Source organism: Virgibacillus oceani, assembly GCF_041521345.1.
Taxonomy (GTDB): Bacteria; Bacillota; Bacilli; order Bacillales; family Amphibacillaceae; genus Virgibacillus_N; species Virgibacillus_N oceani_A.
In genome coordinates this window covers 37,598-56,424 of sequence record NZ_JBGOHB010000015.1, presented here as the reverse complement: position 1 = coordinate 56,424, position 18,827 = coordinate 37,598, and the positions used below count along the sequence as shown (strand labels likewise).

Here is an 18,827-nt window from a genome sequence, read left to right as displayed (position 1 = left end):
TGAATGATGGGTACAGATAAGCGATTGCCGACTTTGGGTGAAGTGTTGTTTGTTTTAATTTCCTTCGTTGTGATTATGTTTTTGTTTATTGCACAATTTGGTTTTCCGATTCAGCTAGCATTGTTAACGACTTGGTTTATGATCATGCTGGTTGGATTACGTATTGGTCATAGTTATAAGGATATGCAGAACGGGATAATTAAAGGGATTAATGATGGAATGGAAGCTGTTCTCATTTTGATAGCTGTTGGTGCATTAATTGGAACATGGATTGCAGGGGGAATAGTTCCGAGTATTATTTACTACGGCTTATCTATTATTAATCCAAGTATCTTTTTAATGGCAGCATTTATTATTTGTGCGATTACATCATTGGCTACAGGAACCTCTTTTGGATCGGCGGGAACGGCAGGTATTGCTATGATGGGGATTGGCGCAAGCTTTGGATTACCAATTGCTTTAGTTGCTGGTGCGGTTATTTCCGGGTGTTATGTCGGGGATAAGCTCTCTCCTTTATCAGATACCACAGTAATGACTGCCTCTTTATCAAAGGTTAATGTAATCGAGCATATTAAAGGTATGCTATATGTAAGTGCCCCGGCATTTGTAATAGCAGGGGGTTTATTCTTTGTCACAGGTTTTTTCTTTATTGACAGTAATGGCAGTTTAGAGCAGGCACAAGCAACGATGGCAGCGCTTAATGAGTATTTTAATATTAGTTGGTATATGTTAATTCCAGCGGTTTTGGTAGTTGCTTTGCTTGCAATGAAAAAGCCTTCTATTCCAGTAATTTTATTTGGGGCATTATTGGGTACTGCTTGGGCTTATTTATTCCAAAATGTTTCATTGTTTGAATCTATTAATATTTTATATGCTGGCGGTTCCATTGAATCAGGTGTAGTCTTTATTGATGAACTGTTAAATCGTGGTGGAATTGTTTTCATGCTGGATGTAATCGTTTTAATATTATTTGCTCTAGGCGTTGGTGGATTAATGGAGCAAACGGGTATTTTAAGAGTTATTTGTAATAAGTTGCTAGCATGGGCAGATAATGCAGGAAAGACAACGTTATCCACGGTGATTTCTGCATTCTTTGGTAACTTTTTCGGCGGCGCAGCTTATGTTTCAATTATAACTGGAAGTAAAATAACAGAAGAAAATTATGATCGTTTGAATATTGATCGACGGGTGCTATCCAGAAATACCGAAGCTGGAGGGACCGTAACAACACCTATGGTTCCGTGGTCTGATGGTGGTGTATTTATGGCTGCTACATTGGGTGTTTCTACAATTGCATATCTACCGTTTCTATGGTTTAACTTTTTAGTCGTAGCGATCACCATTCTATATGGGTTCACCAATACATTTATATGGTATACAAAATCGCATGGTAAAGAAGAAGAATTGGGATATCAAAATGTAAACTAACAAAATAGTATTTCAAAATTAAAGGAGGAAATTGAATTGAAACAATTAGAAGGAGCATTTCCAGTACTAATTACACCAATGACAGAGAATGGGGAGGTTGATACAGATGGGTTAAGGAAAAATATTGAACATTTTATTGCTGAAGAAGTGACAGGAATAGTCGTAAATGGCAGTACAGGTGAATTTGTAAGTCTGTCAAAAGAAGAACGCCTTCTTGTAGCTGAAATTGCTGTAGAGCAAATAGCGGGACGTATTCCGTTAGTTGTGGGTACAGCAGCAGAAACAACAGAAGAAGCAATATACTATACCCAACAGGCAGAAGCAGTTGGAGCGGATGCGGCATTACTCATTAACTCTTATTATGCACATCCAAAAGACGAAGAAATCTATGAACATTTCAAAGCAGTAGGAGAATCAGTAAAATTTTCAATTATGATTTACAACAACCCATTTACATCAGGAGTCGATATCGGAACAAATACTTTACTAAAGGTTGCAAGAGATGTAGAAAATATTACGCACATAAAAGAATCCAGTGGAGATATTGCGAAGCTTCGTGATATTACAAGACAAGGGAAGGGGGATATAAAAACATTTTGTGGATCAGATGATTTAGCTCTCGAATCATTTTTAGTTGGTGCAACTGGATGGATTTCTGTAACTGGAAATATTGCTCCTAAGCTGGTAACAGATCTATATAATAGTGTGAAAGAAAATAACTTGGAAAAAGCATGGGAGTTGTATGATCAAGTTTTGCCGCTTTGCAATTTTATCGAAGGGTCTGGCAAGTATGTGCAGATTGTAAAGCGGGCGATGGACCTGCAAGGATTGGCGGGAGGTCCTTCACGTAGACCTAGACTGCCATTGACAGATGAAGAAGATACGAAACTTCAGGAACTTCTTGATAGTCTATTAGTTAGTAAATGAAAGGGAGGAGATTTATAATGATTACTTCACAACTTGAACTGAAGCCAAAGGTAAAAGCTTTTCTGGAAGGAGAGAAAAACCTATATATTAATGGGGAATATGCTCCTGCAGCAAATGGGAAGACATTTGATGTGTTTAATCCTGCAACCGAAGAAGTTCTTGCGAGAGTTAGTGAAGCTAATGCAGAGGATATTGATAAAGCCGTACAAGCAGCAAGAAAGGCATTTGATGAAGGTGAATGGACAAAAATGGAGGCGGCAGAACGTTCAAGGCTTATTTATAAATTCGCTGACTTACTAGAAGAAAACAGGGAGGAACTTGCACAGCTTGAAGCATTGGACAATGGGAAACCTTTTAATGTTGCGCTTGAAGATGACGTAGATGGAACAGTACAACATTTTAGATACTATGCCGGTTGGGCAACAAAATTACTAGGAAAAACAACACCGGTTTCTCCTGAATATGTAACATATACTGTTCATGAGCCGGTAGGAGTAGTGGGACAAATTATTCCATGGAATTTTCCGCTTGCAATGGCAGGGTGGAAATTGGGATCAGCACTTGCTGTAGGTTGTACAGTTGTCATTAAACCGGCCCCCGAGACGCCACTTTCCCTCCTCTATGCAGCAAAATTATTTAAAGAAGCAGGTTTTCCGGACGGTGTTGTTAATATTGTGCCTGGTGATGGAAAAGTTACAGGTGAAGCAATTGTAACGCATAAACAGGTTGATAAAGTCGCTTTTACAGGCTCAACCATTGTTGGAAAAGAAATAATGCGTAAAGCGGCAGATCAAGTTAAAGGAGTTACACTGGAGCTTGGTGGAAAATCCCCGAGTATCATTCTGGAAGATGCCGATTTGCAAGAAGCAATTGAGGGTGCATTCAATGGCACGATGTACAATCACGGACAAAACTGTAGTGCATGTACACGAGTTTATGTTCACCGCAAGCATTATGAAAAGGTTGTTGAGGCATTTGCAGAACGAGTGAACGAATTGAAACTGGGGCCTGGAATGGATTCGCAAACTGATATGGGGCCTCTTGTTTCAGCAAAACAGCAAAAAAGGGTTCTTGATTACATTGAGCAAGGGAAAAAAGAAGGAGCCCGCCTTGTTGCCGGTGGAGAAAGAGGACTGGAAAAAGGGTATTTTGTAGAGCCAACAATTTTTGCAGACGTTGAAGATGATATGGTAATCGCCCGCGAAGAAATCTTCGGTCCTGTTATGTCAGTATTTGTCTTTGATACTGTGGAAGAAGTAATCAAGCGTGCAAACGATAGTGATTACGGCCTTGCAGCCAGTGTGTGGACAGAAAATATTAAAACAGGCCACTATATTGCGAATAAACTTAAAGCTGGAACTGTTTGGGTGAATGACTTCGGATTAGAGTGGGAAACAATGCCATTCGGTGGCTATAAACAATCGGGGATTGGCCGGGAAATGGGTGGCGAGTATGGATTGGAAAATTATACCGAAGTAAAAAGTGTGTTTGTGAAAATATAGGTGAAATAGCTGTCCTTCTGAAAGGACAGCTATTTTGATTCTGTTGCTTTAAAATATATTTTTTTCTCATATAATAAACACACCTTTCAAACATAAACCTTACCTTTTTTCCTTTACATTCCACATCAACCTGCGATAATAAGAGAAAAACAAGTGAGAAGGATGAAATAATGAGCACCCCAATCGATATAAAAGTAAAAACAAACAATATAAAGCAATATAAAAAAGGCTATCCGCTAATTAGCGAGAATACCAGCCAGCAGCCCCATACGCTTCCAGGAGAGGGGAGTATTGTTCACCTAATCGACACAAATAATCAGTTTCTTGCAAAAGGATATATTGGAAAACAAAATAAAGGAATTGGCTGGGTGTTATCCAGGAAAAAAAGTGAGGAGATTGATTTTCACTTTTTCAAGAAAAAAATCAAAGCAGCCATAGATAGAAGAACTTCGTATTACAATGATCCGAATACCACTGCTTTTCGTGTTTTCAATGGAGAAGGGGATGGGATAGGTGGACTAACGATCGATTATTATGACAGCTTCTATGTCATCAGCTGGTATAGTGAGGGAATTTACACTTTCAAAGATACAGTAATTGATGTACTGGATGATTTGCTGGAATACAAAGCGATTTATGAAAAGAAGCGTTTCGATACAAAAGGCTACTATATTGGTGATGATGATTTTGTCAAAGGAGAGCGTGGAGAATTCCCGATTATTGTGACAGAAAATGGGATGCATTTTGCCGTTTATTTAAATGATGGTGCCATGGTCGGCATATTCCTTGATCAGCATGATGTTAGAAAAGCAATTCGGGATAAATATGCAAAAGGGAAGAGCGTCTTGAATACTTTTTCATATACAGGCGCTTTTTCCATAGCAGCTGCATTAGGCGGTGCTGTAAAAACGACCAGTGTGGATCTGGCAAAACGAAGCAAAGCCAAAACAATCGAACAGTTCAGCGTAAATGGGGTTGACTACGAACAGCAGGACATTATCGTTATGGATGTATTTGATTATTTCAAGTATGCCAAACGAAAAGGTTTGATTTTTGATCTGGTTATCCTTGATCCGCCAAGCTTTGCCAGGTCAAAGAAGCGGACATTCCGGACAGCAAAGGATTACCCGTCACTACTGAAGGATACAATTGAAATTACAGAGAAAAACGGCATCATTGTGGCATCTGCAAATACGGCAGCCTTTGGAATGGAAAAATTTAAGGGGTTTGTCGATAAGGCTTTTCGTGAAAGGAATGTAGCGTATAGGATATTGGAAAAATTTACTTTACCACAAGACTTCAACGTAGACCTCCAATTTCCAGAAGGAGATTATTTGAAGGTGTTGATTATAGAAAAAATGGATAAAGTTTAAGATGGAAATGTAGTGCTCCCCTAAATTCTATTACCTTAAAAATGGGGAGCACTTGATGTTCTCCAGGAATGTGAAGTACTACACATCAGAGCAATGAAAACCTACTAATCATCCTCTGTTTCGTTCTTTTCTTTCATACTTTATTTCCCCGCCAATAACCGTCATCTCAATATCCATCTCCAAAAGTTCATCCGGATCTTCCATCTCAAAAGGATTTTTGGAATAAACGGTAATATCCGCAAGCTTTCCTCGTGCTATTGTCCCTTTAATCATTTCTTCATTTGTCGGATAAGTCCCTAACGCCGTAAATAATTGAAAAGCTTCTTCCATCGTAAGCTTTTCATCTGGATTATATCCTTCATGTGTTTGACCAGGTGTCTTTCTTGTAACTGCTGCGTGGATTCCCAGCAATGGATCCACCGGTTCCACAGGGGAATCAGAGCCTCCTGCACAAATAATGCCAGCATCGATCATGGACTTCCATGCATAGGAATGCCTGATCCGCTCATCCCCGAGACGATCCTTTACCCATGGGAAATCACTTGCCAAAAACCGTGGCTGAATATCAGCAATACGATTTGGGTGTGCCAGACGTTTAAACAAATCTTCTCTTAATACTTGTGTGTGAATAAGCCGGTCACGGTGCTGACTGGCAGGGAACTGATCAAGAATATCCAGGATATTTTCCAGCCCTTTGTCACCAATCGTGTGGACAGCAATCGGCATATCAAGTTCACGTGTGCGCTTCACAATGTCATATATTGTTTCCTGATCATACATGGCTTCCCCGTAATTATCGGGGTCATCACTGTATGGTTCGGATAAAAGCGCGGTGCTTCTTCCAAAGGCCCCGTCTGAGAACAGTTTGACTGCGCCAATTTGCAGCGTATCATTTCCAAATCCTGCATACATTCCTCTTTCATGCAGGTCATCAATAAATTCGTGATTGATTAGCAGATTGCAGCGAAGACCAAGTCCTTCTTCATTCAGCAATTCATCATATATCCGATATGTCTGGTCCAGCCCGCCCAGTGTATGCGGGTCGTTTGTATGTACACTAGTCAAGCCTTTGCTCATCGCGAGCTTCATTGCCTTTTTAACAGCATCTTTCCACACATCATATGAATATCCGGGAATATGCCAGCGAATCAAGTTGGACGCAGACTCCAAAAATAGTCCGGTTGGTTCTTTCGTTGTTTCATCCAGTACGATCTTTCCGCCTTCCGGAACTTCGATATCCTCATGGTAGCCACTTCTCTCCAGTGCTTGTGAGTTTACAATAGAAGCATGTCCGCAGATGCGTGAAACAAATAAAGGGTTGTCTGGAGCAACAAGGTCGAGTTCCTGAATAGTTGGAATGGGGCCGTCTGTAAATAGGTTCTCATCCCATCCGCTTCCGACAAGCCATTCACCCGGTTCCAGTTCCTTGGTACTGGCATGGATCTTCTTAAGCAACTCCTTTTTTGAGGTATAACCTGTTACATCCATGTTAATAAACGTGTAAGCAATCAGACCAAGATGCAAATGGCTATCAATTAACCCGGGGGTAGCCGTTTTTCCTTCCAGATCAATTATCTGACTGTTCGGCTGCCTCCAGTACTTAAGCATCGTATCTGAATCTCCCATATCAATAAATCGCCCATTTTCGGCCACCACGGCTTCCACTCGTGGTTTTGTGTTATTAAATGTATAAAAACGTCCATTTATAAATAGCTGTCGCATGCTCCATATCTCCTTTCCCGACTAACAAAATATATACTTACATTGTAACTAAAAAGATAAATAAATCCTATAACTATTTACTTGAATTTATAAAAATACAAAAAACGGTTGCATATTTATAATTAATAATGCATAATAATTCATAAATAGTTCTGGAGAAGGTGGAGAGGAGAAATGGGAATTAAATTAGCGCAGCCAAACATGAAAAAGATAGATTTAAATGGACGGGATTTTTTAACACTTGCTGATTACACACAGGATGAGATTTATTATTTACTTTCAATGGCAGATGACATAAAAAGAAAAAAGAAAAATGGCTATGTTTATGAGCCGTTAAAAGGAAAGACACTTGGCATGATTTTTGAAAAGTCCTCTACAAGAACAAGAATTTCATTTGAAGCGGGAATTTACCAGTTGGGAGGAACCGGTCTGTTTCTAAGTACGAATGATCTGCAGCTTGGCAGGGGAGAGGAGGTTGCTGACACAGCGAAGATACTATCCGGATATTTGGATGGCGTCATGATCCGCACCTATTCTCAGGAAATGGTGACAGAGCTGGCAGAAAATGCGACCATTCCGGTAATCAATGGATTAACTGACCTTTACCACCCATGTCAGGTGCTCGCAGATTTACAAACGATAAAAGAAATAAAAGGGTCTCTGGAAAATATTAAAATTGCTTATATCGGAGACGGAAATAACATGGTTCATTCACTCATGATTGGTGCTGCCATCATAGGGATGGAAATCACAGTGGCAGCTCCTGCCGAATATGAACCTGATGCAGCTGAAGTGGAAAAAGCTGAAAAACTTGCTCAAGCGAATAACGGAAAAGTTCAAGTTGTAAACGATCCAGCAGCTGCTGTGAAGGATGCGGATGTAGTGTATACGGATGTATGGGCAAGCATGGGGCAGGAAGCTGAACAGGATAAAAGAGAGCAGGATTTTAAAGGCTTTCAAGTAAATAATGATCTTCTTAAACTGGCGAAGTCGGATGTAACCTTTATGCACTGCCTTCCAGCTCATCGCGGGGAAGAAGTGACGGCGGAAGTAATTGATGGTAAACATTCTGTTGTTTTCAAGCAGGCAGAAAATCGGCTGCATGCACAAAAAGCATTGATGGTGGCTTTGATGGAGTAATCAGCAACAAAATATTTTAAAGTATTAAACGCTTGGATATCATGAGTCCAGGCGTTTTATTATTGCAAAGTCGAGTTTACAGTTTTTCGTTTCCCGAAGGATTCTGCTATACTATGAAGTAATTCATTTATGAGGGTTGGAATCGAGATGACCGAGGAAGAAAGAAAAAAGATTAATAGAATACCTTTAATGCTAGTGCTTATATCCGGTGCGTTTGTAGCTATATTAAACCAGACACTGTTGGCTACCGCACTGCCGCATATGATGAGTGATTTAAATGTAGATGCGAATAGAATACAATGGCTGCAATCGATATTTATGCTTGTAAACGGTGTGATGATCCCAATTACTGCATTTTTGATTGAACGATTTTCCACCAGAGGATTATTTATGACAGCGATGGGATTATTTTCTTTGGGGACGCTGGTGTGTGCCCTATCCCCAACCTTTGAACTGTTGCTTGCAGGTCGCGTTCTCCAGGCTACCGGTGCTGGAATCATGATGCCATTAATGATGACGATCCTTTTTCTCGTTTACCCTATAGGGAGCCGCGGAAAAGCAATGGGGTATTTTGGTATTGTCATTGCATTTGCACCGGCTATTGGCCCGACACTATCGGGATATCTGGTTGAAAACTTCCATTGGAGCAGCTTATTTTATGTCGTGCTGCCAATTGCGATTATCGATTTAGTTGTTGCTTATTTTATTCTTAAAAATATCACGAAGCAGACATTTCCAAAGGTGGATATACTGTCTATTATTTTATCCACACTTGGATTCGGCGGACTGCTTTATGGTTTCAGTATTGCCGGGAACATAGGCTGGACAGCAACAGGGACAATTATATCGCTTATTCTCGGCGTTATAACGGTGTCGATTTTTATTTACAGACAACTGAATATGAAAACACCTATTTTGAATTTCCGGGTCTTTCGCTACAAAACATTTACGCTAGCTACATCGATTGGCATGATTTCCTTCCTTTCCATGATCGGTGGAGCGATTATTTTGCCGATTTATATGCAGGATATGCTTGGCTTTAGTCCGCTCGAATCAGGACTGATGCTTATGCCTGGTGCTATATTGATGGGGATCATGAATCCAATTAATGGTACATTGTTTGATAAATTTGGTGGGAGATGGCTGCTTACGATAGGGTCTCTCGGGGTACTCATTACTACTTTTATGTTTACGTTCCTGGATGACTCCACAACGTTTCTTTATTTGGCGGCTGTGAACGCATTTCGAATGTTATTCATTTCCATGATTATGATGCCTTCCACTACAGCAGGATTAAATGCGCTCCCTGATAAAGTAATTCCGCACGGCACGGCAATGAATAACACACTAAGGCAAGTGGCCGGTGCTGTAGGAACGGCGATGCTTGTATCGGTAATGACCTACCAGGCAATCCCCGGAGAAGGTATAATGGGAGAAATACATGGTGTGAATATTTCCTTTACGGTTGCTTCTATTATAGCTATTGCCGGATTTGTAGTTTCTTTGTTTATAAGGGATACGAAAAGAGAAACGCTGCCGGAAGAAGAATGATTGACAAAAAGAGGCTGAGACAGAACTCTGAGTAGTTTTGAAAATACGAATCATCCACCACAGTAGCTCCGGAAATATACGTAGACTCCTGTGGGAGCCGCCCACGGAAAGCGAAGTATATTTCCGGAGCGAGTCATAAGATTAATGTTGTTCGGATTTTCGTTTGCTAAAATGGTTCTGTCCCAGCCTCTTTTTTTAAATCTATCATGTATCAGCGTTTTTAGTTAATTTAACAGTGTTTTTTCGGGTATATCAGCGCTTCTGGTTAATTTAACAGCGCTTTTTCGAAAGTATCAGCGCTTCCAGTCATTTTATCAGCGAATGCACCACAACCATGCGTATTTACTTCACCTGGACCCCATCCTGGTCCATTTTCAATGACAAAATCTGATGTTCTTTAAACAAAAGTCGAAGTTGTTCTGCGATTTGCGTACCTTTTCCTTTTGGGACAAAAGAAATCAGGGAAGGGCCGGCACCGCTGATGACCGTTCCATACGCGCCAAATTCTCTGGCCATTTGTTTTATTTCTGAATAACCTGGAATAAGTGCTGCGCGATAAGGTTCGTGGAAAAGGTCGTTTTCCATCATTTTTCCTGCCAATATGTAATCACCTGTTATTAATGCGGCAATCATAACATTGCTAATGCTGTTTGCTGAAACAGCTTCTTCTTTGGAAAAAGCTTTTGGGATTACTTCTCTTGCCGCTTCCGTTTTTAATTCGATCTTAGGAATATAAAGAATAAGATCTGTATCCAGTTCTTTTAATTTTATAGAATGGACGTTATCCCCCTCTGTTGTTGCAGAAATAATTAACCCTCCAAATAGAGCAGGTGCTACATTATCAGGATGGCCTTCTATTTCTGTTGCAGCATTCAGCTTCTCTTCCTTAGTCAAATGAAGCGAACAAACCTGGTTGGCTAACTCAATACCGGCAATTACTGCTGAGGCACTGCTGCCAAGTCCTCTTGCAAGTGGTATTTCACTCTCCATTACTACGCTGCAAGGTGCCAACTGTTTATCGTGTTGCTCAGCGATTCTTTTAGCAACCAGATAAATAAAATGATCTTCATGTGAAGTTGGTTCCGGCAGAAGGGGGGAGCGATGTTCAAACTCCCACTTCTCTGCCTTTGTCACCTGTAACGTCAAATGCAGGTTTAAAGCCAGTCCCGCTGAGTCAAAAGCAGGGCCGATATTTGCCGAACTGGCTGGAACGGTAATACGGAAGGAACTCATAGTCTCACCTTGTTTTCCAAGTATTCCATCACCGCTTTTTCGTCATTTGGCAGTGCTGTCGGCTTGATTTCCAGCTGATCAATTGCTGTTTGCGGATCTTTTAACCCATTTCCGGTGAGCACAGCAACCACTTTGCTGCCTTTCTCAATCGTTCCGTTCTTGCATTGCTCAATAAGACCTGCTATTGATGCGCTTGAACCAGGCTCGGCAAAAATTCCTTCCTTTTCTGCCAATAGTTTATATGCATGCTTTATTTCATCATCTGTCACAGAATGGATGGCTCCATTAGACTCATCTCTTGCTTGAACAGCAAGCTCCCAGCTAGCAGGGTTTCCAATGCGGATGGCAGTTGCAATTGTTTCCGGCTGATCGATTATCTCATTCTTTACGATTGCTGCTGCCCCTTCTGCTTCAAAACCAAACATTTTTGGCAGTCCAGTCTCCTTCAGCTCATGGTACTCTTTAAAGCCTTTCCAGTAAGCACTGATATTACCAGCATTACCTACGGGAATAGCTAGAATTTCAGGGGCTTCCCCGAGCTGATCACATACTTCAAGGGCAGCAGTTTTCTGGCCTTCCAAACGATAGGGGTTTACCGAATTAACCAATGTCACATCTGTTTTCTTGCTTAGTTCCCGTACCATTTTTAATGCTTCATCAAAGTTGCCGTCAATTTCAACGATTTCAGCCCCGTACATAATGGCTTGTGCCAGCTTTCCAAGTGCAACTTTGCCTTTTGGAATCACGATGATGGCATTTATACCCGCTCTGGCGGCATAGGCTGCAGCAGAGGCAGAGGTATTTCCGGTGGAAGCGCAAATGACGGAATTACTTCCTTCTTCTATAGCCTTCGCAACAGCGACCACCATGCCCCGATCTTTAAATGATCCGGTTGGATTGTACCCCTCTATTTTTCCATATAACTCAATCCCTAATTCCTCCGAGAGCTTGGATAAGTGGATTAGTGGTGTATTCCCTTCCTGCAGTGACAGATTTGGTGTGTTTTCCGTCAAAGGTAAACTTGATTTATAGTGTTTCAGTAATCCCGGCCAGTTCATCCTCAACTTCCCCTTCCACTTTATAATGGCTTTTTATATCTAGAACAACGTCGTGTTTGTTCAATTCTTCCATTGCCTTTCTGAAGTTACCCAAGGTCGTTTCATGCGTAACAAAAATGACTTCTGCCAGATCGAGTTTTTTCATCGGTGTCTGGAGAATTCGTTTGAAGCTTATATCATTTGTATGGAACAGAGAAGAGATCATGGAAAAAACGCCAGCCTCATCTTTCACGTGGAGGCGCATATAAAAATGGGAATACTGCTCCTCTGGTGATTTTAGTTTCCGTTCAAACCTCAGAGGGGCAGCCTGGGCTCCGTTTACATTTAAGCGTATATTTTTTGTGACAGAAACGACATCGGAAACGACAGCTGTTGCAGTCGGCATACTTCCTGCACCAGGCCCGTAAAACATGGTTTCTCCCACAGCTTCTCCATATACATATACAGCATTATACTCATCTTTTACCTGTGCCAAAGGGTGGCTTTTTGCTAGCAGGGTTGGCTGAACGTATACTTCAACTTGTTCATCTTCACACTGGGCAAAGCCAATCAGCTTCATGTTGTATCCCAATTTGTCCCCGTAATAGATATCTTCAAGATCTACTTGGGAAATCCCTTTCACCTCTACATCGTCCAGGCTAACATTTGTGGAAAACGCTAACCTGCCTAAAATAGCCATTTTTCTGGCTGCATCCAGTCCCTCCACATCTGCAGTCGGATCAGATTCAGCGAACCCAAGCTCCTGTGCTTCTTTTAGTGCGTCCAAATAGGAGACACCTTCCTTGCTCATTTTTGTTAAAATATAATTTGTGGTGCCGTTAACAATTCCCATTACCTTATGAATCCTGTCGGAAGAAAGTCCGTCAGTAATACCTCTTAATATCGGGATACCGCCAGCAACACTTGCTTCATAATAAAAATCGCATTTGTTTTGATTTGCAGCTTCCTGGAGTTCAAGACCATGGAGTGCGACTAGATCCTTGTTTGCCGTTACCACATGCTTTTTTGCAGCGAAGGCTTTTAAAATATGCTGATGTGATTCTTCGATTCCACCCATCACTTCTACAATGATATCAATTTCCGGATCATTTAATATGTCATCGGGATTTGTGGTAAGAAACGTTCGATCCAGGTTTACATCACGTGCTTTATCCGGATTTCGGACAAGTACACTCTTTATTTGCACAGAACAGCCAAGCTTATGTGCAATCTCTTTTTGATGATTTTCAATTAACTTAATCACTCCTGAACCAACTACCCCTAAACCTAATAAACCAATCGAAACACTGCTTTCCACACCATCACCTCATTATTTATTTTAATAGCTATTTAACCACGAATAGGAGCGTATAGCAATAGTGAATTTTCGAAATTATAAATAATAGCGCTTACATTTTGGAAAATCCATGAACTAATGATGCCGGGATCCAATAAACTGATAAAAAAGGAGAATAGCAATGGATTTAACGAAAACAGGAATCATGTTTATTGCATGTTTAATATTCGGCGCAGGAATTGGAATGCTTTTTGGCAGTTTGGAGGCAGGAGGTACAATTGGACTTGGTGCAGGGCTAGTTTCGATTGTGATATTCCGGAAAAAATGATCATTCAGTATTACCTTTTTTGTCAATGGCAATCAGTTTGGTGAAATTAGATATACCAGCATAAAAGGGGGAGCATTGAGATGAGTATAAAAATAAGTGGTATTATTGAAGCCATGGAAACACAGACCAATGACGATTATACGTTTATCAATAAAGAGACCGGGGAAGTTGTTGTTATTCTGGAAGAGTCTATGAAATAGGCAGACGAGGATACAGTAGAATAGCCACGTCCAGCTCCAGCGCCCAGCGATAGCGAGTCATTATGGTGGGGCGGGGAACCACTGTACCGTAGCTCCAAGGCGCAGTCCGTACGTTGCTAAACGGACGCTTTTGTTCTTTCAACCAAGTCTATCCAAACCGTCAATCTTCCATCCGTTCAAATTCAGCTGAAGAGATTCCCGTTACTCTTACTACCTGCCCGTCTTTCAATTCGATTTCACTTTCTGTTAAGGCTGCCTGACTGCCAATCAATTCAAAAATCTGTGCATCCCCATTTGGGTCCAGGATAACAATATGCCCAAAACCACCTACAGGATTTATCGTATAGCTGCCAGGTTCGATATCGGTTCCGACATGCCAGATTCCGGCATTCAGTTCATTGGAAGCTTCCATTTCCCAGTTCATGTAAGCAGCAGCATTTTCCAGTCCATCAATTTTAATGGTATGGGATTCATCTACATCTGCAAAAAAACCTAATACACCAGGATATCCGATGATTTCATGAATCAGAAGGTGACCCTCTTCATCATGGATATAAATATTTCCGGAAATTTCACCGGAAAACCAGTATCTTCCCGTTGGCAGCGAAAACTCCTCCTCATTCGCTACATCAAAATAATAGCCTTCTTCCATTTCCGGATCAGGGTTGTCCCGATCGCTTATATCAAATACCGTTTCACTTATATTCAAATCAGTTAGCATTTCTTCTTTTTCTTCTCCAATAATTTCATGATTTTCCTGGTAAGTCTTCGCTTTTTCAGAAGGTACGGCCTGAAAAACGGGTGATGTGCACCCGGATAAAAATAGTATACTGAAAAGAATGATAATTACCGATGAATGTTGCAATTTTTTTCAGCCTCCCTCATCATAGACTGTTTTCTCAAAACTTTTAACTGTGAAAGTATTTTTCATAATATTCCATGGTTCCAAGCGGGCCAATTGTAATCTCCCGGTTAAATGGAAGGAGTCGATCGAGCCATTCTGCTTGGTTTTCCATACACATATCTTCAATGGGAATACATAATAAATGACCAGCAATAAAGTGATAATCATCTGGCAGACCGTATGTTTTTTTCACAAGCTGATACTGATCTTCTTCCAGTGAAATTTTAATAAAGGCATCACTATCTCCATGAAAATGCTGTTCATGAATAATCTTGCCGTCCTTTAAAAACAGAACCCGGTCCGCGTATAAATCCAGATTTTCCAACAAATGGGAAGCTACCAAAATCAATTTCCCCCTCTTTTTCATGTCATCCAAACGTTGTGAGATTAATGATACATTGGACAGGTCGAGTCCGTTCATGACTTCATCCATGAGCATCATAGGTGTGTCAGCTGCTTCCATCATGGCAAAACAAAGTCGTTGTCGCATGCCCAGGGAGTACGTACTTACCTTCTTTTTTACATAGTCTGTCATATGTAAATCTGCCACGATAGCCGGGATATGCTTTGCCGTTTTCTGCCACATATTTGCGTACAATTTCATATGGTCCATCCCTGATAATTCCTCAAATAAATCACTTTGGTCAGGGAAAGTCGCCAGCTGTTTATAAATGCGTATTTCTTCTTTTTCCGATTTGTATGAATGCTTTTCGTGAAAGTTTACGATACCGCTATTTGGTTTTAAAAAGTTGGCAATGACATTAAACAGGGTAGTTTTACCCGTCCCATTCGGTGCGACAAGACCAATAACTTCCCCCTTATCCGCCGTCAATGATAACTTATCAAGTACTTTTTTATCCTTATAAGCTACAGAAATATCTTTTAATTTAAGCATGTCGCTTCTCCTCCTCTATCATCTCCTCCCGATTGATACCCTTGTATGAACGCCACTGCAAAAGTTTGAGTGTGACTATAATAATGACCGCAAGAACAGCAAGCCAAATCATCGCATACCAATAATCCAATTGTCCGTTCCCGAATTGGACACCCAGGTCACCTGAAAGGACACCGGAAATATCAATAGACTTAATTGGATGCAACCAGGGTGCATTCCATCCGATCATAAAGGCCAAATCGGGTATGTAAAAGATACTAAGTGCAATCAAGACAGTTGCGTAAGCATTTTTGAAAATGGTATTAAAGAGTGCAGCTGCATAATAAAGTAGGATGGCAATAAGTGCACTGGCCAGCAGTATATATATATAATATTGAAAAGCAGGTATCGCCACATAATCGCTGTTCATGTAAATCAAAACAGGGTAAGATAAATTTCCAAACCCGACCTCCCGAGTAGCGATATATCCCCCAGCTATGAGCCCCGCTGTCAAAAAGATCATCATATACAAAAAGTGAATGAGTATTTTTGCATGTATTTTATTCATAAAAGATAGCGGAAACCCTTTCATTACCGTTTGATGCTTTTCTTCATATAAAAGTATTCCGCTTCCGCTGATCATGATAAATAACAGAAAAAACAATCCACTGAGTATACTTAATGCAAACATAAGATAATCCGTTGCGACAAAGGGATCAGGCTCAAGCTGGATCTCGTTCTCCAGCGCATACTGTAAAAAAGCACTACTTTTTAAAACTTCTTCTTCCGGTATAATATAATGCGGGGAAATTCCATGATTGTCCAATTCATGTACACGCAGTCGCAATTCATTTAATTGGAGTCCGTTTTTGATATACTCTTCATTCGTCTCATCCAAACCGACAAATGACAAATAGTAGATTTGATAATTGACCAGGGAAGACTGCTCTAGATAGATTTCGTGAATTTCTGCCCCTTCTGATGTTTCTTCCTGTGACATGGGGAACGAATCTAATGTAGCATTAATCATTTCCTGTTCCGCTCTTTTTTCACTTTCGATGGTTTCGACTTCTGTGTCACTGTAGTAAAAAAAGAAAATGGGAAAAAAGAGTACGAGCAGGGCACCTAAAAATAAATTTTTACGATTGTGGATCATTAATTTTGTTTCAAAAAGAAAGTACTTCCAAAACATGCTATTCCCATCCTTATGAGTGGTTTCGATTTATGCGTAAAACCTGCGTTTATTGATCAGCCTGGAAACGAAAAACAGCATAATTTCTATCACGATGATTGTAATCAATAATATGGTGACCCCTTTTGCATAAGTGATTGTATCGAGATTGAGCAGAAATATTTTTTCCCCCTGTTACCACATTACCAAATTCAAAATAGGTTTGCGGAAAGCTGCTGACATCAATCCCGAATAGATTTCTCTTACTTCTGTCATAGTAGAATTGTTCGGAAAATAAAACAATCGTAGCGATAAACAGAACAATCCACTGATTTTTGAATAATAGGCTAAATATTGTACTTAATCGGGTGAACAGGTAAATAAGAATGACCATCAGGCTGAATGCTTTCAGAAGAAATTCACTGTAAGCGATAAATTCATAGTCCTCAGGCATTATATTACCGTCGGTTGTTACAACAGGCAGGGGAATATTAAAAAATCCAAACCCATTGATAGCCGTTAAAATTCCCAATCCCGTGAGTATTAAAATAACCAGCACAGCTAAGGTATACATAAAAGAGGTCATCGATTTCACATTCAACTGGCGATACCAGGGCATGGGAAGTCCCTGCAGCAATGTTTTATACCCGCGATCCCGTGTAACAATATCACTGCTGAAATAAATGGCGACAAATAAAATGAGATATGTAATGGGACTCAAAAGCGCCTTTTGCAGTGTTTGCACGGCTGTTTTTTGCTCAATCATGGGGTAGGTTATTGGTTCATCCTGCTCTAAATGGGCTTCATATTGAAACATGGTTTGATGATACAAATGCATCTGGTCTTTCACAGGGAAGGGAGACGTGACAAAGTCAGCTGTCGTATCGTCAAAGAAGCTGCTGTAACCGGCGCCATGAGAAAAGGTTAGTAAATACAAAAATCGTGTAAAATCTTTATCTTCATAAGCGTTCACCAACTTGTTATGTAAACGGTATGTATACTCCGTTGTCGCATAAACCGACATACCGGTAAAATGACCATAACCAGTTGAGCCCCTGGACATTCTCGCTTCCTGCTTTGCGGCCATGAGTTCCATGTCCTGCTTCTCGAGCTCCGGGTTAAAAGAATCAGCTGTCTCCTGATTGGGCTGAATCACAAAACAGTATGTAAGAAGCAATATAAATAGAAAGGCAACAAAAATATTATTTTTTCTGCTTTTAAGCATAAGCATAAATTCATGTTTAAATAACGATCGAATCATTTCGTTTCCCCTTTTTGCGGACAATCTTTTACGCTGCAGCACCCTGAAATCTTATATATTTTTTCATAAGAAAAGGGATTCTCCTGCGGTTTATATATATCGTTGATAAAGGAATTCCATATGTATAAACTAGCCGTATTTTCGAACTATTACTAATTTACTATATTATAATGATGATGTAAATAAGAAAAAAGTGAATAAAAAAGCAGCTGCCTTCACCAGCAGCTGTGCTCTCATTATAATGAATCCTTCACATTTTGGGCGATGTCATCAGGAACCCATTCTGTCCAAATATCTTCATGTGTTTCCAAGAACCAAACTGCAGCTTCATCTTCATTCACGCTATTCTCGATCATATAATATACCCCATCTTCAATAACTGGACTAGTCATAGAATAATTCTCTAGAATTTCAATGACTTCAGGCTCCTGGTCAGGAAATTCATGGTGCGCTGTCAGCTTTGTTTCCCTCTATTGCACCCATACATGGCAGTAGTGGCTGTCGGAGCCCATGTGTAACCTACCCAAGGCTCTCCGGCTGAATAAGCAGATTCTAGAGATGCCAGCCAGCATTGCTCCCTGGGATCCGGGACTGAATAAATTTTACATTTCATCTAATCCATAGCCATAGAATTTTTCTTCAATTATTTCTGAAACATTTCAGGCGCTGAGCCGATTATAAAATCTTCCATTTGAAGGGTCTTCAGGATCATAAAAAAGTTCCGGATAATCCTTTAAGTCTTCTATGGTTCGTAAATCAGGTGCTACTGGCTCAATGCTGCGTTTTTTTTCATCACCTTCTATTACATAGGTAGGCACCCAGGTTCCACTCTCGGTATCATCAAAATTGATGCCTACATCTACTTCATCACCAGACGCG

17 protein-coding genes are annotated in these 18,827 nt (G+C 40.5%); 7 read left to right on the top strand and 10 right to left on the bottom strand.

Translation table 11 applies throughout. The annotated features are described in order from the left end of the window. The first annotated feature begins 6 nt into the window (after positions 1–6). The 4 genes from nhaC to ACDX78_RS12400 all read left to right on the top strand — a co-directional run bounded on the left by nhaC (position 7) and on the right by ACDX78_RS12400 (position 5,230). Positions 7–1,428, top strand: a complete 1,422-nt coding sequence (nhaC, locus tag ACDX78_RS12415) for a Na+/H+ antiporter NhaC (RefSeq protein ID WP_486028314.1) — start codon at positions 7–9, stop codon at positions 1,426–1,428. A 36-nt stretch (positions 1,429–1,464) separates the two neighbouring features. Further along, entirely contained in the window at positions 1,465–2,355 is an 891-nt protein-coding gene (gene dapA / locus ACDX78_RS12410; protein ID WP_486028312.1) for a 4-hydroxy-tetrahydrodipicolinate synthase, read from the top strand. A 17-nt stretch (positions 2,356–2,372) separates the two neighbouring features. Continuing rightward, positions 2,373–3,857: an aldehyde dehydrogenase family protein gene (locus ACDX78_RS12405; protein ID WP_486028310.1), complete on the top strand. Its 1,485-nt coding sequence runs from the start codon at positions 2,373–2,375 to the stop codon at positions 3,855–3,857. A gap of 170 nt (positions 3,858–4,027) precedes the next feature. Continuing rightward, the gene (locus ACDX78_RS12400; protein WP_486028308.1) at positions 4,028–5,230 is read left to right on the top strand and encodes a class I SAM-dependent rRNA methyltransferase; all 1,203 of its coding nucleotides are present in this window, start codon (positions 4,028–4,030) and stop codon (positions 5,228–5,230) included. A 108-nt stretch (positions 5,231–5,338) separates the two neighbouring features. Here ACDX78_RS12400 and ACDX78_RS12395 read toward each other — a convergent pair whose 3' ends face one another. Next, positions 5,339–6,952, bottom strand: coding sequence for an amidohydrolase (locus tag ACDX78_RS12395; RefSeq protein ID WP_486028306.1), 1,614 nt, complete (start codon positions 6,950–6,952; stop codon positions 5,339–5,341). A gap of 174 nt (positions 6,953–7,126) precedes the next feature. Here ACDX78_RS12395 and argF point away from each other — a divergent pair, with 174 nt between their 5' ends. Beyond that, entirely contained in the window at positions 7,127–8,092 is a 966-nt protein-coding gene (gene argF, locus ACDX78_RS12390) for an ornithine carbamoyltransferase (RefSeq protein ID WP_486028304.1), read from the top strand. Positions 8,093–8,239: 147 nt separating this feature from the next. Next, positions 8,240–9,643, top strand: a complete 1,404-nt coding sequence (locus tag ACDX78_RS12385) for a DHA2 family efflux MFS transporter permease subunit (protein WP_486028302.1) — start codon at positions 8,240–8,242, stop codon at positions 9,641–9,643. 342 nt (positions 9,644–9,985) lie between these two features. On the opposite strand, the gene thrB is transcribed toward ACDX78_RS12385, so the two are convergent. From thrB to ACDX78_RS12370, 3 genes are read right to left on the bottom strand one after another with little or no spacing between them, the layout of a single operon-like run. Then, entirely contained in the window at positions 9,986–10,876 is an 891-nt protein-coding gene (gene thrB / locus ACDX78_RS12380; protein ID WP_486028301.1) for a homoserine kinase, read from the bottom strand. Then, complete coding sequence (gene thrC / locus ACDX78_RS12375; protein ID WP_486028299.1) at positions 10,873–11,934, bottom strand: threonine synthase; 1,062 nt, start codon at positions 11,932–11,934, stop codon at positions 10,873–10,875. The genes thrB and thrC overlap by 4 nt, the downstream gene beginning before the upstream one ends. Beyond that, complete coding sequence (locus ACDX78_RS12370) at positions 11,903–13,231, bottom strand: homoserine dehydrogenase (RefSeq protein ID WP_486028298.1); 1,329 nt, start codon at positions 13,229–13,231, stop codon at positions 11,903–11,905. Before ACDX78_RS12370 ends, thrC begins: the two co-directional genes overlap by 32 nt. Before the next feature lie 160 nt (positions 13,232–13,391). On the opposite strand from ACDX78_RS12370, the gene ACDX78_RS12365 reads away from it, so the two are divergent. Then, on the top strand, positions 13,392–13,538 hold the full coding sequence (locus tag ACDX78_RS12365; protein WP_486028296.1) for a hypothetical protein: 147 nt from the start codon (positions 13,392–13,394) through the stop codon (positions 13,536–13,538). Positions 13,539–13,898: 360 nt separating this feature from the next. On the opposite strand, the gene ACDX78_RS12360 is transcribed toward ACDX78_RS12365, so the two are convergent. The 6 genes from ACDX78_RS12360 to ACDX78_RS12335 form a co-directional block, all read right to left on the bottom strand. Beyond that, on the bottom strand, positions 13,899–14,603 hold the full coding sequence (locus ACDX78_RS12360; protein ID WP_486028294.1) for a hypothetical protein: 705 nt from the start codon (positions 14,601–14,603) through the stop codon (positions 13,899–13,901). Positions 14,604–14,646: 43 nt separating this feature from the next. Further along, complete coding sequence (locus tag ACDX78_RS12355) at positions 14,647–15,537, bottom strand: ATP-binding cassette domain-containing protein (RefSeq protein WP_486028292.1); 891 nt, start codon at positions 15,535–15,537, stop codon at positions 14,647–14,649. Next, complete coding sequence (locus tag ACDX78_RS12350; protein ID WP_486028290.1) at positions 15,530–16,708, bottom strand: hypothetical protein; 1,179 nt, start codon at positions 16,706–16,708, stop codon at positions 15,530–15,532. Before ACDX78_RS12350 ends, ACDX78_RS12355 begins: the two co-directional genes overlap by 8 nt. A 49-nt stretch (positions 16,709–16,757) precedes the next feature. Beyond that, a complete protein-coding gene (locus ACDX78_RS12345) occupies positions 16,758–17,948 on the bottom strand; it encodes a hypothetical protein (protein WP_486028288.1) in 1,191 nt (396 codons plus the stop codon). Between the two features lie 236 nt (positions 17,949–18,184). Continuing rightward, on the bottom strand, positions 18,185–18,340 hold the full coding sequence (locus ACDX78_RS12340) for a hypothetical protein (RefSeq protein WP_486028286.1): 156 nt from the start codon (positions 18,338–18,340) through the stop codon (positions 18,185–18,187). A 267-nt stretch (positions 18,341–18,607) separates the two neighbouring features. Beyond that, the gene (locus ACDX78_RS12335; RefSeq protein ID WP_486028284.1) at positions 18,608–18,766 is read right to left on the bottom strand and encodes a hypothetical protein; all 159 of its coding nucleotides are present in this window, start codon (positions 18,764–18,766) and stop codon (positions 18,608–18,610) included. Positions 18,767–18,827 lie beyond the last annotated feature (61 nt).